The sequence below is a fragment of the Micromonospora sp. NPDC005305 genome, from assembly GCF_040607315.1.
In the GTDB taxonomy this organism is placed as follows: domain Bacteria; phylum Actinomycetota; class Actinomycetes; order Mycobacteriales; family Micromonosporaceae; genus Micromonospora.
Genome location: NZ_JBEXGL010000017.1, coordinates 19,747 through 35,407, shown reverse-complemented (window position 1 = coordinate 35,407; position 15,661 = coordinate 19,747). Strand labels below are relative to the sequence as shown.

Here is a 15,661-nt window from a genome sequence, read left to right as displayed (position 1 = left end):
ACCAGCAGATGATCACGAAGGGTGACGCTGACCTGCGATCCGGACAAACGATCTTGTCCGGACGGACCCGCCACCGGCGGCGACTCCGCTCCTAGCCTGTCGACATCGCCGTCGACTTCCTGATCGGGCAGGCGCTGGAGGCCGGCCGCACGTACGCCGTCGAGTCGAGTGGCGCGGTCTTTCCCTGAGACGGGGCCGCCGACGCCACCGGCCAGAACGAGCGGAATGTCGCTGCCGCCCTCGCCCGTACCTTCGGGGTGCGGGCCCTGGGTCGACGACGGCAGCATCCATTCCGACCGGTGGTTGCTGGTCAGCGCGGGCGGAAGCAGCGGTCGCGTCACCATCGAGGAGGATGCGGCGGCCGACGGCGACCTCCGCATCCTGCACGCCCTGGATCCCGTCAGCGGCGAGCCGCAGCTCGCCGTGGTGCCGCCGCCCGACTGGGCGCGGGACTGGTGATCGACCCTGCTGCACCGTACGTCGCCGTGGCGGCGGTCTGTCGGTGCCGACCGGTAGCCTGCGGGAACCGGGCAGTACGACGAGCAGGGGAGGGCACGTGGTGGACGACGCCCGTTCTCGACCGGTGTTTCGCCAGGTTCCGGCGGACATGTTCGCCTTCACGACAACCGACCGGGCGGAGCTGCACACCGCCGTCATGCAGGTCTTCGGTGACGCCCACGAACGGCTGGTCGCCGCACTGACCTTCGACGAGATCCTCGCGGCGTTGCCCGGCGTTGGCTGGTACGAGCCGGTCGCCGACAGCTCGCTCGACTACACCCTTGAGGCCCTGCACAAGTACGGGCTCATCGAGCGCACGCAGAACCACACCGCCCACTACGCCTCGGCCGCAGAGTACGAGCGGCGTAACCTGCACTACTCGCTGAGCCGCAAGGGTGAGGCCGCCTACGAAGGCGTTTTGCACGCGGTGCAGCACCTGTCGTCGACCGGAGCGCTGCAGACGGCGGTGCTCGACGCCATCCTCGATCGCCTCGGCGAGCTGCACGACCTGCTCGCCGCCGACGCCACGCCCGACCGGCGGGTGTACGCCGCCCTGATGGAACTGGAGGGGCACCTCGCCGGTCTGCGGGCCAGTACCAAACAGTTCAACGGCCAGCTGCAGCGGCTGCTGCGCGAGGAGGGCGCCGACCCTGCCACGTTCGCCGAGGTCAAGCACGCCACGATCGCCTACCTATCGGAATTCGTCACCAACCTCGACGGGCGTCGGCAGGCGATCGCCGATGCGGTGGTCCGCATCGAGCAGCGAGGCGTCACCGTCCTGCACCATCGCGCGTTGCGCGGCGCCGACCTGCCGAGCCTGCCCGGTGGCGATGACCCCGCCCCGCGTTGGCTCGAGCAGCGTGCCGCGCGATGGGAGGGGCTGTGCTCGTGGTTCCGGCCTGGCGACGGCGCCCGCCCACGCATCGACCAGCTCGCCGACGTGGCCCGGCGCGCCATCGTCGCCCTGATGCGGGCTCTCGAACGGCTGGCCGACACCCGGCGCCGCGGTTCCAGCACCGCGGCGGACTTCCGTGCGCTGGCCCGTTGGTTCTCCAACTGCGAGTCGGACGAGGCCGCCCACGAGTTGTGGTCCGCCGCCTTCGGGCTGTGGTCCGCCCGGCACACCCACCTCGCGCTCGACGATCCGACGGCCGTGCCGGCCACCACGTCGTGGTGGCACGCGCCTGCGGCGCCCGTGTCGCCATTGCTGCGTACCACCGGGCAGGTGGATAAGGTTGCCCGCACCGCCCGGATTCGGGACACAGCCGACGTACGTCGACTGCGCCGCGAGCGGGTGGTGGCGGAGCGGGCGGAGCTTGAGCGGGCATGGCGGCAGCTGGCCACTGCCGGGCCGGTGCGACTGTCGGCGTTCGGGCGGCTCGACCCGGGCAGCTTCGCGCGGCTGCTGGAGCTGCTCTCGCGGGTGCTGTCCGCCCCCGAACGCCACGGATTGCGTCGTGCGGCGACGGCCGACGGTCGGCTGGTGGTGACGCTCACCGACGCGGACAGCAACGGCCGAGCCCTCCTGCGGACGCCACACGGCGTGCTGTCCGCGCCGGATCTGCTGGTCTCGATCAGCGAGGCGGGCCGAGTGACCGCCGCTCCCCACCCGGCTGCGGCCGCCGTTGACCCCCGCCTTCGGAAGGCGTCCGGGCACAGTGACCATGTGCATGTGAGCGCATACGGCGACGCCAGCCGGCCCGACGAAGGCGGCAACAACCGGATGGCGATGAACGACGGACGGTCGGCATGAGCGACCTGCACAGCGAGCTCGACCGTGAGCGGGCCGCCGAGCGCGCCCAGGCGATCCGGGCCCTGTTGGTCCGTCCCTTGCTCACCCGCGACACCGGGGCCACCGACTTCACCCTGGTCGTGCGGCACCGCTCCGATCTGGTGACCTGGTTCGACACGCACACCGGCTGGCGGTTGATCGTTGAACCCCGTGCCGGCTACGCCCGCCTGATGAAGACGTCACCGCGGCCACCTGTCGATCGCCCGGCCCGGCGCCCTCGTGGCGCGCGGAGCCCGTTCGACCGCCGCCGCTACGCGCTGCTCTGTCTGGTGGCCGCCGAGGTGCTCGCCGGACCGGTGACCACGATCGGCATCGTGGCCGAACGGCTGGCGCAGGCGTCCGCCGTCGAACCGGACATCGCCGGGTTTGACAGCTCCCGGTACGACGACCGCCGGGCATACGTCGACGCGCTGCTCGTCCTGGAAGAGTTGGGCGTGCTCACCGCCGTCGACGGCAGCACCGACGGCTACCTGCAGCACGCCGACGCCAAGGTGCTCTACCGGGTCGACAGCGGCCGGCTGGTCCGGCTGCTCGCCGCGCGGCAGGCGCCGTCGCGGCTGCCCGACGGCGATGTGGCCGCGTTGGTGCACGAGCCACGCTACGGCGGTGCGGACGATCCCGCCGCTGACGTCTCCGATGAGCAGCGCAACCGTTGGCTGCGGCACTCGATCGTGCGCAGGCTCCTCGACGATCCGGTGGTCTACTTCGACGACCTGTCCGACGCGCAACGTGCCTACGCGGCCAGCATTACCGGAAGGCGGATGCTGCGTACGGCGGTGGCCGAGGCTGGGATGCTGCTGGAGGAACGCGCCGAAGGGCTCCTGGCCGTCGACCCGGATGCCCTGGCCACGGACGAGAAGTTCCCGGCGGGAGGCAGCGTCGCCGGGCAGGCGGCGCTGTTGCTGCTCGACACCGTCCTCGCCGCTCGTCCCGGTCCGGTCGTCGAGGAGCAGCTCGTCCGGCAGCTCGCCGACCGGTTCGCGGCGGTGCCGCAGTGGGCGCGTACCTACCGGTCGGACGGCGGACTGCAGCGGCTGGCCGGCGAAGCACTGGCACTGCTCGGTCGGTTCGGCCTGGTCGACCGGGCCGCCGGGGCCGTGCGCGCACTGCCCGCCGCCGCCCGGTACGCCGTCGGCGCGCCCACCGTCGTCAGTCCCACCCCAGCGAGGAGCCGCCGGTGACGGTCCTAACCCTGCCGGGCGGCGACGTCGCCGCCGGGACGCTGCGCACCGACCGCTGGCAGCCCACCCGGGCGGGCGTGCTCAACGTCTGGCGCTACTACGACGAGGTCTTCACCTTCCACCGCGGCCGGTTGCTGCTGCGCGGGCCGAACGGCACCGGCAAGTCCAAAGCCTTGGAACTCCTGCTGCCTTACCTGCTGGACGCCAACCTCCGACCATCGCGGCTGTCCACGTTCGGCGGATCCGAACGCACCATGCACTGGAACCTCATGGGCGACGGCTACCCGCACACGACGCGGGTGGGATACGTGTGGCTGGAGTTCGGGCACGACAGCGATGAGGGAGCGCGGTGGTTCACCTGCGGCGCCCGGTTGGCCGCGTCCACCAACACCCGCACCGTCGATGCCACCTATTTCACCACGCAGCTGCAGGTGGGTGAGGCTGGTGGCCTGTCCCTGGTCAAGGACGGCAACGTCCCGTTGACCCGCCAGGATCTCGCGCAGGCACTCGGCAACTGCGGAGCTGTGCACACTGGCGCTGAGTCATATCGGCGCGCGGTGCGGAAGACGCTGTTCCGCGGGCTCAGCGAGACGCAGTACGAGGCGCTGATCGCGACGCTGCTGCAACTGCGCACCCCGAAGCTGTCCGAGCACCTGAACCCCGATGCTCTGTCGGAAGTCTTGTCCAAGGCGCTACCGCCCCTGGACGCGGCCGACCTTGCCGAGATCGCCGAGGGCTTCGAGCAGCTGGATCGGCGGCGTGAGCGTCTTGCTCGGCTCGACGAGGAGGTGGCTGCGGCGCGCCGGCTGGCTGAGCGCCAGCAGCGGTACGCGCGCCGGGCGTTGCGGCGCGGCGCCGGCGAGTTGATCGCGGCCACCACCAAGCTGGACAACGTCACCCGCGACGCCCGCCAACGCCGGCAGGAGCATTCGGCCGCCGCCGCCGAGCTTGCGCAGGTGAGCACGGCAATCAGCGACAACGAGCGCGAGCAGACCGTCACCGAGGAGACAATCGGCGGGTTGCGCGACAGCGACGCCTACCGCGAGGGGCAGCAGCTCGACCAGCTACGGCGGGAGGCGGCGACCGCTCTGCGTACCGCGAAGGATGCCGCTGCCGCGGCGGAGAGCCGGCGTGCGGAGGCGGCGCGCGCTGGTGAACGGGCCGCGGGCCTCGCCGGCGAGTTGACGATGACCGCCGCGCAGACCGGCAGATCGTGGCGGGACACCACCGCCGCGGCACTGGCCGCCGGCATGGCCGCCCTGGTCGAACCGCTCGCCGCCGAGACCACCGAGCGGGCCCGTCAACTCCTGCACGGGATCATCCGAGGGCGCGAGGACGAGATCGCTGCGGTCACCGCCGCACTGACCGCTCACGAGCGCGCGGTGGCCGCACGCGATCAGGCGCAGGCCCGGCGGGAGCGGCGAAATGCCGAGCACGAGGCCGCCGCCGCCGCGCTGCGGCACGTCCGGCGGGTGTACGACGACGAGGTATCCGGACTGCGGGACGCTATCGCACGATGGGCATCGGGCTGCCTGGTGCTACCGGTCAGCGGCCGGGCGGCGGATCTGGCGGATCTGGCCGGCGACGAGATGGCGCTCAGTGCGGTGCTCGGCGACCTGTCGGCCGCCGTACGTGAGCAACTTGCCGCCGAGCACGCCGACGAGCGGGCTCGCGACGCTGAGCTGGGCCGGCGACGGGAACCGCTGGCGGACAGGCTGGCGGCGCTGTCGCGGGCGGCGACGCGCGAGCCGGTGGCGCCGCAGCAGCGGACGGCGCCCCGCACCGACCGACCCGGCGGCCCACTGTGGCGGCTGGTCGACTGGCGGGCTGACGTGCCGACCCAGGTGCAGGTCGCCGTGGAGGCCGCCCTCGAGGCGTCCGGGCTGCTCGACGCCTGGGTCTGGCCGGACGGATCGGTGACCTCGGACCGCCGTGGCCACGACACGTACCTTGCGGCCGCGACCGCGCTGCCCGCGCCGCACGAGTCCCTGCTCGCGGTACTCGCTCCTGACGAGCGGGCGCCGGTGCCGGCTCCGCTGGTCGCCACCGCGCTCGCCGGCGTGGCCTTCGGGCCGGGTGCCCCTTACCACGTCGCAGCCGTCGGTGCGGACGGCAGTTGGCGCCTCGGCCCGTTGCACGGCAGCTCTGGCAAGCCGGACGTGGAGTTCCTCGGCGCGGCAGCCCGGGAGCGGGCCCGGCAGCGGGAGATGACCGAGCTGACCGATCAGATCGCCGAGATCGACGCCGAGCGGGCCAGGTCGGCCGAGGTTGTGCGCCGGCTGGCCGAGCGGCGTGAGGCGCTCCGATCGGAGCTGACCGGCCGGCCAGATCACCGCCCGGTCGTGTCGGCCGCGGAACACGTCGACCGTGCCGAGCTGAAGCTCGCCGGGGCGCAGGACTTGCTCGACGAGGCAGGCCGCGAGGCCGTCGCCGCTGATGAGATCGTCCGCGGCGCGTTGCGGGACCTGACCCTCGTCGGCTCCCGCCACGGTCTGCCCACCGCGGCAGTGGACCTTGTCCGGCTGACCGACGCGCTGCGGACCGTTCGACAAACGGCGGACGGGTGGTTGACCGACCGCGACCGGGAGCAGCACGCCACCGCCCGACTCGCCGATGCCCGCGAGGCCGCCCACCACGCGATGACGCTGGCCGAGGACGAGGCCACCCGTGCCCAGACGGCCGAGGAGAACGCCGCGGGTCTGGCGGCCCGCCTCGACGCGGTGGAGCGGACTGTCGGTGTCGAGTACCGGGCGGTACTCGACGAGGTGCACCGGCTGCGCACCCACGTGGAGGCACTCAAACAGGAGCTTCGCCGGCTGCGCCCACGCCACGAGGCCCTCATCGGGCAACTGCACGAGCTCAACGCCCGCGCCGAACGCGCCGAGCAGGACCGCGACGAAGCTACCGGCGTCCGCGACAGCGCGATCGCCCGTGTGGCCCGCCTCGTCGACCTGCTCGGCAACGACGCGGGGCTCACCGCCGAGCTGTCCGGCGTCGGTGCTGTGACGGCGACGTTGCAGGCCGCACGGCAGATCGCCGACGAGGTCGGCAATCTCCCGCACGGCCCTCGACACCTCCGCCAGGACGAGGGCGAGCTGGGCAACGTACTGCACGTCATCAGCGCCTCGCTGGCCGGGTACGCGGACCTGGCGATGGTTCCCGACGAGCAGTGCGACGTGCAGGTCGTCAGCGCCACCGTCGACGGCCTGCGGACCACACCGACGGCCCTGGTGCACCGACTCACTATCGAGCGCGACGAGATGCGGGCTCACTTGACGGAGGAGGAGCGGCAGCTCTTCGACCGCACACTCACCGGCGATACCCGGCGGCATGTCGCGCAGCGCATCCGCCAGGCCGCCGATTTGGTCCGCGAGGTCAGCGCGCAACTCGAGCAGGTCCGTACCGTGTCCGGTCTCGGCGTCCGACTGATCTGGGAGGTCGACAGCGACCTTGACGCCCGGTTGCGGCAGGCCCGGGACCTCCTGCTGCAGGACCCGGCGCGACTGACCGAGACCCAGCGCGCCACCTTGCACGACTTCTTCCGCGCCCGCATCGACGACATTCGTAGTGTGGGATCGACCGAAGGGTGGGAGCAGCAGCTGGGCGAGGCCCTCGACTACCGCCGCTGGCACCGTTTCGTCGTGCAGATCCGCTCCGGCACCGGCGACTGGTCGCCGGTCACCCGCCGACAGCACGGCGCCAAGTCGGGTGGTGAGAAGGCCATCGTGTTGCATCTACCGCTGTTCGCAGCGGCTGGGGCGCACTACCGTGGGGCGCCCTCGGCGCCCCGGCTGATCCTCCTCGACGAGGTCTTCGTCGGCGTCGACCAGACCAACCGTGGGCAGTTGATGGCCGTGCTGAAGGCCCTGGACCTCGACCTGCTGCTCACCTCGGACCAGGAGTGGTGCACGTACGCGGAGGTCGACGGCATCGCCATCCACCAGTTGATCGCCGGTAGCGAGGACGGCGACGACGCGATCACCACCGCGCGTTTCGTCTGGACCGGCCACGACGTCGTGGCCGATGACGAGACATGACCGCTGCCCGATTCGATCGCCCGGAGCTCGCACCCTTGTGGGCTGCCGTCCGCCGTCGGTTCGAGGCCACAGCCGGTCCGGTGACCCGGATACGCCTGCACGGACTGGAACCGGCCGAGAGGGCCGCGCTGGCCGACCTCCTCGGACTCGCGTACACCCCCGAATCGGAGATGACCGTCTCCGTCCGGGCGCTCGACAGGATCCTGGCCGCCGCCACCGGCGGACTGGACACCCGAGCTCTGGTGGAGGCGATCGGTGGCCCGCTCTCCAATCGGGTGGAGGACCGCCGGCAACGTGCCGCGGAGCGTGCCGACCTGTGGCAATGGGCGCGTCGACATCCGATGGTTGCCGCCGAACCGGCGCTGCTTACTTGGCTCGACCGCGTACGCGCCGGCGGCCTCGTCGCCGGCGACGCATCCGCCACCCGTGCGCTGCTGGAGCAGGCCTTCGAAATCCTCGGCGCACTGCCCGCAACGGGCGAGCCCCTCGCCGTGCTGGCCGCCCAACTGACCGGTGACTCCCATGCGCTCGACGAGGACAGCCGACTCGGCAAGATTGTGCTCCGGGCCTTGGCCGCACTCCACGGTGTCGATCCACCGACCGACGCGGAGGGCCGTCGACGACTGTGGGAGTGCTCGGGCGTTGCCTGCGACGAGCTGTCGACCGTGGTTCTGGTCGCCGGTATGCGGCCCGAGGGTAATGGCCCGTTGGCCCGTGGGTTGCGAGCCTGGGCCGACGCCGGTCAGGCGTCGGTGGTCACCCTGGCTCAGCTCAACCGTTATCCCGTTGGTCCCCTGCACGGCCCCGTGTTCGTCGTCGAGAATCCTGCGGTGATGGCGGTCGCACTGCGACGTTTCGGCGCCACCTGCCCGCCCCTGGTCTGCGTCGCGGGGTGGCCGAGCACCGCGGCGATCATGATGCTGCGGGGCATCGCCGCGAGCGGTGTGCCGCTGCGGTACCACGGGGACTTCGATGGGGAAGGCCTGCGGATCGCCGCACACGTGATGAGTCGGACGGGGGCGGAACCGTGGCTGCTCCGGGCGGAGGACTACCGGCGCGCCCTGCCCGGTTCGGGCCCACCGGCCGGCCGGGTCGACGACGCGCCGTGGGACCCGCGGCTGGCTGAGGTCGTCCGCGCCCACGGCACAGCTCTGCTTGAGGAAGTGGTGGTGGAGTCGCTGCTCGCCGACATGGTGGCACATGTCGACGGCGATGGTGCCGACGAAGATATTGGCACACGGGCGGGGGAGGATCCGCCGGCCGGACGACCGCTAGGCTGACCATTCCCGGCCTTGCCACCTGGCGAAACGCCCATGTCCGACAGCGTCTTCGCGCAGTTCACCGCCGCCGACGACCAGCTCGCCGTCGCGTTGCTCGTGCAGCCGGCGATCAACGCCGCCCTGGTGCACAACCGGGTACCGCTGGTCCGCCACCTCACCCTGGTCAACCGCGGGGCGGAACCGCTAGCGGACGTGACCCTGACGCTGGAGCTGCTCGGCCCCGACGGCGCGCTCACCGAGCCGTGGACGCGTACCCTCACCGCGCCGCGGCGGCCGGGGGCGAGCACCGGCTGGGACGACATCAGCGACGTCACCCCCGACCGGGCGCTGCTCTACCGCACCGACGAGGCGTTCCCGGTCGACTACCGCCTCACCGTTGAGGCGGACGACGAAGCCTTGACGCTGGTCGCCCCATCACGAGTGCTCGCGCACAACGAGTGGTTCAACAGTCCCGCCCTCTACGACAGCCTGGCGGCCTTCGTGCGGCCGAACACCCGGGCGGTCGAGGCGGTGCTGCGGTCGGCGGCGCAGCTTCTGCTCGCGCGTACCGGCTCCGGGGCGCTGCAGGGCTACCAGGACGGCCCGGAACGGGCGGAGCTCATCGCCGGCGCCGTGTACGAGGCGCTGCGCCAGCTCGAGATCACCTACCAGACCCTGCCGGCGTCGTTCGAGAACACCGACCAGAAGGTGCCGACGACGGCTGCGGTGCTGGATCGGCGCCTCGGCAACTGCCTCGACCTTTCCGTCACCTACGCGGCGTGCCTGGAGGCGGCCGGGCTACACCCATTTATCTTCATCAGCGAGGGGCACGCCTTCGGCGGCTTCCTCCTCGAAGAGGAGCGTCTCGGTGCTGTGGCGGTCACCGAGACCAACCTGCTGATCTCGATGGTCGACTCGGGCCGTGCGGTGCCGGTCGAACTGACCCGCATCCGGCCCGGCGCACAGTCGGCGACCTTCACCGAGGCGGTACGGGTCGGCCTCAGCCACTTCCGTGGCGAGGGCCACCGGCTGCAGGGTGTCGTCGAAGTCCACCTCGCCCACCGCTTCGCCATCCAGCTGCTGCCCTCGGCCGACGAGCTCGTCGCGCCCGCGCCCGTCGACACCGAGACGCCCCCCCGACGCCGAAGCGTCGCTCGACTTCCCGCCCGGTGTCGCCGCCGCGGAGCTGCGCCAGCTCGCCGACGAGGGCGACGAGGTGCTGCAGCCGTGCGACGGCTGGCCTGCCCGCATCCAGCGGTGTTTATCCGGGAACCATGGTGGCCGCCGACGACGCGGGCACGGTTGTCACGTCATGTCCTGCCATAAACCCGAGATGGCACAATGCTTTTCGTGCAGCTCCGTTACAACTTCCGCGTCTATCCGACGCCCGGCCAGCAGATTGAGCTGGCTCGGGCGTTCGGGTGCGCGCGGGTGGTTTTCAACGACGGGCTGCGCGCACGGCAGGAAGCCCGCGAGGCCGGACTGCCGTACGTGTCCGACGGCGAGTTGTCCAAACGGGTCATCACGCAGGCGAAGAAGACGGAGGCCCGCGCCTGGCTGGGCGAGGTTTCCAGTGTGGTGTTGCAACAGGCCCTGGCGGATTTGAACACCGCGTACCGCAACTTCTTCGCCTCGGTCACGGGCAAGCGCAAGGGCCGCAAGCTCGCCCCGCCCCGGTTTCGGTCCCGCAAGGACAACCGACAGACCATCCGGTTCACCAAAAACAGCCAGTTCAAGGTCCTCGACAAGGGCCTGCTGCGACTGCCGAAGATCGGCGACCTCGCGGTCCGCTGGTCCCGGACACTGCCGTCGGACCCTTCGTCGGTGACGATCATCCGGGACGCTGCCGGGCGGTACTTCGCCTCGTTCGTCGTCACGGTCGACGCGGACGAGACGTTGCCATCGATCGATTCCGAGGTGGGCATTGACCTGGGCCTGACGCATTTCGCGGTGCTGTCAGACGGCACGAAGGTGGCCGCGCCGAAGTTTCTGCGCCGCGCCGCCCGCAAGCTCAAGCGGTTGCAGCAGGACCTCTCGCGCAAGCAGAAGGACTCGAACAGGCGCAAGACGGCCGTCGTGAAAGTCGCTCGGGCGCACGCCCGGGTGGCCGACACCCGGCGGGACTGGCAGCACAAGCTCTCGACGCAAATCATCCGCGAGAACCAAGCGGTGTACGTCGAGGATCTGTGCGTCGTCGGTCTCGGCCGGACCCGGCTCGCCAAGTCGGTGCACGACGCCGGTTGGGCGTCGTTCACGGGCATGTTGGAGTACAAGGCCGCCCGGTACGGGCGCACCTTCGCCCGAGTGGACCGGTTCTTCCCGTCCACCCGCATGTGCTCGGTGTGTGGCCGGATCAACGAGAAAATGGCACTTAACGTCCGATCGTGGGACTGCCCGTGCGGAGCAGCCCACGACCGGGACGTGAACGCCGCCAGGAACGTCAGGGCCGCTGGACAGGCGGACCTCAACGCCCGTGGAGCGCACGTAAGACCGGCACTCGTGCCGGCGGCGCGCAGGGAAGCGGGAACCCACCCGGACGCCGCGTGCTCCACACGCAGCGTGGAGGGAGTCTCCGTCCTCTAGGACGGAGAGGATGTCAATACGACAACAAGCTCTCCAGCCTCCCGTCGCCTCGCATGAGCAGCTCCGCCGGATTCACCTGGCGGCGGGTCGCCGGCCGGTGCGATTGGGGCGGCTCGCGGACCAACGAGGTCGAGGCGCGCGCCGTCCTCGCCGACATCACCAGGCGCCTGCACGATCCCGCCACCGCCGGGCAGTCGATCGGTGTGGTCACCTTCAACATCCAGCAGCGGGACCTCATCCTCAACCTGCTGAGGACAGCAACGCCCCGATCATCCGCGAGCAGCTCTCCGGGGCGGTCGCCGAGCCGATCTTCGTCAAGAACCTGGGAACGTGCAGGGCGACGAGCGGGACGTTGTCCTGTTCTCGCTGGCCTTCTCCACCAACCCGGAGACCTGCCAGCTTCCGCTGAACTTCGGTCCTCTGAGCCAGGCCGGCGGTGAGCGGCGGCTCAACGTGGCGATCACCCGGGCCCGCTGGCAGGTGGTGCTCTTCTCGTCCTTCGACCCGTCGGACATCGACCTGTCCCGCACCGCGGCGGTCGGCACGCAGCACCTGCGGGCGTACTGTGAGATGGCCGCCGCCGGCGCCGACCGGCTGGGCGACCTGACCACCGATCGGGCCGAGCGGCGCAGCCGCATCCGCGACGAGGTGGCCGCCGCGCTGCGCGACCGCGGCCACGAGGTCCGCACCTCGCACGGCCTGTCCGACTTCACGGTGGACCTCGCCGTACGGCGGCCGGGCTCGGCCCGCTGGCAGGTGGCCGTCATGCTGGACGGCCCCGACTGGAGCGCCCGCCCGACCGTGGCCGACCGGGACCTGGCGCCCGCCCTGCTCCGGACGATCATGGGCTGGCCGGAGGTGGTGCGGCTCTGGCTGCCGGCGTGGATTCACGACCGGACGGCGCTGCTCGACCGCGTCGACGAGGCCGTCGCAAAGCCGACGCTCCAGAGCCGCCCGCGCCAGCGGAGGCCGTCGCGCCCCACGGCACGGTTGAGCTGCCGTCGCCCCGCGCTGCCGAAGACGCCGAGCAGGTCCACCTGATCGAGATGTCGGGTACACGCCTGGCGGAGGACACCGAGCCCGCCACGGGAGTAGCGCCGGCACCCGTCACGGGCCTCGCCGCCGCATCCGCGCCGGCCTCCGTGACGGACCTCGGCACCGCCTCCGCGCCGGTCCCCGCCGGGAGCGCGCCGCCGGCGACGACCGGCGCCATCGAGGTCAGCCCCTTCGTCCCGTACGTTCCGACGCCGCTCGGCGACCAGAGCGACCTCGACCTGCTCGCCACCGACCGGCGGGTGCGCGGGCTCGTCCGGGAGGCGCTGCGGGAGATTGTCGCGGCCGAGGGACCTGTGGAACAGCACCGGCTCGCCCGCCTGGCCCTGGCCCGGTTCGGCTTCCTGCGGGCCCGGGAGGACCGGCGCCTCGCTGTGCTCGCACTCGTTGACAGCCGCAGGCTGTACGACCACCCCACGGTGGGGCGGTACGCCTGGCCCGAGGGGATGGACCCGCGGACGTACCGCGCGTACCGGGTCACCCAGGCGAGCAACGACCGGGCGTTTGAGGAGGTGCCGCCCGAGGAGGTCGCTAACGCGTTCGTGCACGCTCTGCAGAGCGTGCCGAGCATGGACGAGGAGCGCCTGCTACGCGCGGGGCTGGAGCGCCTCGGCTACCGACGGCGCACCGACAAGATCGACAAGCTGCTCCGGTACGGCTTACACGTCGCGGTGACCAGCGGCCGAATCCGGTTCGACCAAGAGGGACGTCTGACCCTGGGTCGACATGAGTCACCGACGTGACCGTGCCTGGGCGAAGCCCTAGCCGGCTACGCCGGCCGACTCTCGCTTGTCCATGGTGCATCGCCCTCGTCCAGCCGAAGACCGATCAGCATGCCCGCACATGAGTGATGGTCGCGATCATGCCCGGCGCTCGATCGCCTCTGAGCGGCAGGGAATGCACCTGCCAGCAGGTTGGCCGATGTGCCCCGGACGGGAGCAGCGGCGGCCATCGCCGGTCATCGGCGGCGCCGCGCCGCCAGGCTCGGCGCAACCCGGAGCGCGGGTCTGCTTTCGCTGCGGAGTGAACCGGTCGCGATTCGGTGCCCGCCTGTCTTTCATTGATTGGTCTTCAAGACTTCGGGTGACACCCTGGCTGTCACCCCCGCTGGTCGAATTTGTCGCCCTGCCCTGCTGATTTGTCACCCCAGAGGCGGTTCCCGTTCGCCCGTCTCCGGTGACGAGGCGGTAGACGCGGGTGGCGATCCCGGCGGCCTTGGACATGGCCAGGCGGCCGAGTTGCACCAGCTTGGTGAGGCATCGCTGCACGGTCCGCTCGGAGCAGCCGGCGTAGTTGGCGATGGTGGCGACGGAAGGCCAAGCCTTGCCTTCGTGGTTGGCGTGTGCGGCGATGGCGATAGCCACGGCCCGCTCGTTCTTCCCTAGGCCTTTCGTCGCGAGAAGAGCGTCCTTAACGGCAAGACTCATTGGCCTCGGACCTCCTACGTCCGTCGGGGCCACGGGCAGGTGTTCTGCACCGACGCGGCCGAACTTCATCTGGCATCCCGCGCCGTACCAGCGGCGGGTCTAGTGATCCACGCTCACCTATCGCCGAAGGTCAAGTCGCAGAGGAGATGTGGGCATCCCAACCGGCTGTCGACTTCGTTGGAATCAAACTCGGCGAGGAGCAACACGCCCGAATCCCGAGCGTGCTGAGCGTTGGAGATCGGCCAGGCGGCGGGCAGGGAAGGGCTACCCACGGACGTTCCGGGCCGTAGGACGCGCTCAGCTCGCGCAGTGGAGGCGGCTGGGCAGGCGACGATAGGCTTGTGCGAGGCTGAGCGGACTCGCCGTGCAGCTGATACTGAGCGCCGTCCCGTTGCGGTTAGGGCAAGGGCTGGTGTTCGTCCCGTACGCGGTTGATCAACTGGTTGGCCTGCCGGCGGCTGTTGAGGGTGAGAAGCCGGACGTGAGGTCCGTGTTCCCGGACAAGGTTCTGTACCCGGGGTCGCATTCTGCGTCGGTAACTGAGGATGTAGCGGACGAAGTCCCAGGTGATCCGGTCGTAGACGCCATCCTGGTGGTGCTGCCCGCCTCGGTAGCGCCAGCGCCGCTGCGTGATGCCCCACAGGCAGGTGGCGGCGGGTAGGTCGAGGAAGATGACAGTGTCCGCGGCGGCCACCCGGACGGGCAGGGTGCTGGCATAGTTGCCCTCGATGATCCACCGTTCCCCGGCGACGAGTTTCTCCTGCTGGGCGGCGAACTCGTCCTGCGGCAACGGGAGCCACTGCTCGTCGTAGTAGACGGCGTCGAGGTGGGCCAGAGGTACGTCGAGGATCTGGGCAAGCTGCCGGGCGATGGTGGATTTACCGCTGCCACCGCAGCCGATGATGGCGATCCTGTCCATGGCACTCCAGGGTAGGGGGCCAGTGACGTACCGCCGAGACGACATGGTGAGTCATGACGCCACCGGTTCCGGCTGGCGCAGGAGGCGATTGACCACGTCAAGCTGGGTGGAGAGCCGGAACGGATCGAGGTGCTGTAGGCACCGGCGATCATCCGATGGGCTCGCCGGTGCCGGCGAGCCGCGCCAGCCTGAGCGATCGTTGGCGAGGTTCCGGTGGTGGTCCATCGGCGAGGATGAAACCGAGCTCGACCTCCACCACCGGAACCTCAAACACTTAGCGCCTTCGTGGCGCCGTCTCGGCCGGAGTCGGCGACGAGGCTCCACTCGTCGACCATGTCGGTCAGATGGTCCGAGTCGTTGTTGGAGGCCAGGTACTTGCCGCAGCTGACTGCTACCAGGCCTTTCCGCGGATCGGGGACACGTCGAGGTCGCGCTCGCCGCCGCGGTGCTCGGCGAGGAGCTGCCGACGGATCGAACGCAAAGCGACGCGCTCCTGCCGGTGGACGAGCTTGCGGTGCGACTGGAAGGTGCAGAGCTGACAGCCGCAGAGGTTCGGAGCCTGAGCCGACGGCTGCCGGTAGCAGCGAGTGCGGTTCCAGGCGGGCGAGGCGAGGAACTCGTCAAGGTCGCAGGGGCCGGAGCCGTGTCGGTGGATGTCGGTAAACCAGCGACGCAACTGCGGATCCAGCTGCTGCACTCGCTCGGGTCGGTGAACGTCGGTACGGGCCATGGGACGACCGCCTTCCGGCCGCCCGCGCACGGTACGCGGGACTTAACGCCTGGGTGGCATGTCGATCACCTCCAAGGGGTCGGTCGGACGCCTGGTATGCGAGTGGTGGGGGCGTGCCCGGCTCCCAGCTCAGCCGGGGAACACCCGTTACAACATTTTGGGTTGCGCCGTACATGTTAGGC

Annotated in this window: 12 protein-coding genes; 9 read left to right on the top strand and 3 right to left on the bottom strand. The window is 70.7% G+C overall.

Going from position 1 to position 15,661, the window contains the following annotated elements:
• Nucleotides 1-225 precede the first annotated feature (225 nt).
• The 9 genes from ABZS80_RS24475 (at nt 226) to ABZS80_RS24435 (ending at nt 13,146) form a co-directional block, all read left to right on the top strand.
• Nucleotides 226-459 (top strand): hypothetical protein, encoded by a 234-nt coding sequence (locus ABZS80_RS24475; protein ID WP_355059317.1) that lies wholly within the window; start codon nt 226-228, stop codon nt 457-459.
• A gap of 97 nt (nt 460-556) precedes the next feature.
• Nucleotides 557-2,251 carry a TIGR02677 family protein gene (locus ABZS80_RS24470; protein WP_355059315.1) on the top strand — a complete coding sequence of 565 codons (1,695 nt, stop codon included), beginning with the start codon at nt 557-559 and terminating at the stop codon, nt 2,249-2,251.
• Nucleotides 2,248-3,471, top strand: coding sequence for a TIGR02678 family protein (locus tag ABZS80_RS24465; protein WP_355059313.1), 1,224 nt, complete (start codon nt 2,248-2,250; stop codon nt 3,469-3,471). The genes ABZS80_RS24470 and ABZS80_RS24465 overlap by 4 nt, the downstream gene beginning before the upstream one ends.
• Nucleotides 3,468-7,508 (top strand): TIGR02680 family protein, encoded by a 4,041-nt coding sequence (locus ABZS80_RS24460; protein ID WP_355059311.1) that lies wholly within the window; start codon nt 3,468-3,470, stop codon nt 7,506-7,508. Before ABZS80_RS24465 ends, ABZS80_RS24460 begins: the two co-directional genes overlap by 4 nt.
• The gene (locus ABZS80_RS24455; protein ID WP_355059309.1) at nt 7,505-8,788 is read left to right on the top strand and encodes a TIGR02679 family protein; all 1,284 of its coding nucleotides are present in this window, start codon (nt 7,505-7,507) and stop codon (nt 8,786-8,788) included. Before ABZS80_RS24460 ends, ABZS80_RS24455 begins: the two co-directional genes overlap by 4 nt.
• A gap of 33 nt (nt 8,789-8,821) precedes the next feature.
• A complete protein-coding gene (locus ABZS80_RS24450) occupies nt 8,822-10,093 on the top strand; it encodes a hypothetical protein (RefSeq protein ID WP_355059307.1) in 1,272 nt (423 codons plus the stop codon).
• A gap of 24 nt (nt 10,094-10,117) precedes the next feature.
• Nucleotides 10,118-11,350, top strand: a complete 1,233-nt coding sequence (locus ABZS80_RS24445) for a transposase (protein WP_355059305.1) — start codon at nt 10,118-10,120, stop codon at nt 11,348-11,350.
• Nucleotides 11,351-11,680: 330 nt separating this feature from the next.
• Nucleotides 11,681-12,391, top strand: coding sequence for a hypothetical protein (locus ABZS80_RS24440; RefSeq protein ID WP_355059303.1), 711 nt, complete (start codon nt 11,681-11,683; stop codon nt 12,389-12,391).
• 101 nt (nt 12,392-12,492) lie between these two features.
• Nucleotides 12,493-13,146, top strand: a complete 654-nt coding sequence (locus ABZS80_RS24435) for a hypothetical protein (protein ID WP_355059301.1) — start codon at nt 12,493-12,495, stop codon at nt 13,144-13,146.
• 117 nt (nt 13,147-13,263) lie between these two features.
• Here ABZS80_RS24435 and ABZS80_RS24430 read toward each other — a convergent pair whose 3' ends face one another.
• From ABZS80_RS24430 to ABZS80_RS24420, 3 genes are all read right to left on the bottom strand, one after another.
• Entirely contained in the window at nt 13,264-13,830 is a 567-nt protein-coding gene (locus tag ABZS80_RS24430; RefSeq protein ID WP_355059299.1) for a helix-turn-helix domain-containing protein, read from the bottom strand.
• 397 nt (nt 13,831-14,227) lie between these two features.
• Entirely contained in the window at nt 14,228-14,749 is a 522-nt protein-coding gene (locus ABZS80_RS24425; protein ID WP_355059297.1) for a topology modulation protein, read from the bottom strand.
• A 391-nt stretch (nt 14,750-15,140) separates the two neighbouring features.
• Entirely contained in the window at nt 15,141-15,479 is a 339-nt protein-coding gene (locus ABZS80_RS24420; RefSeq protein ID WP_355059295.1) for a hypothetical protein, read from the bottom strand.
• Nucleotides 15,480-15,661 lie beyond the last annotated feature (182 nt).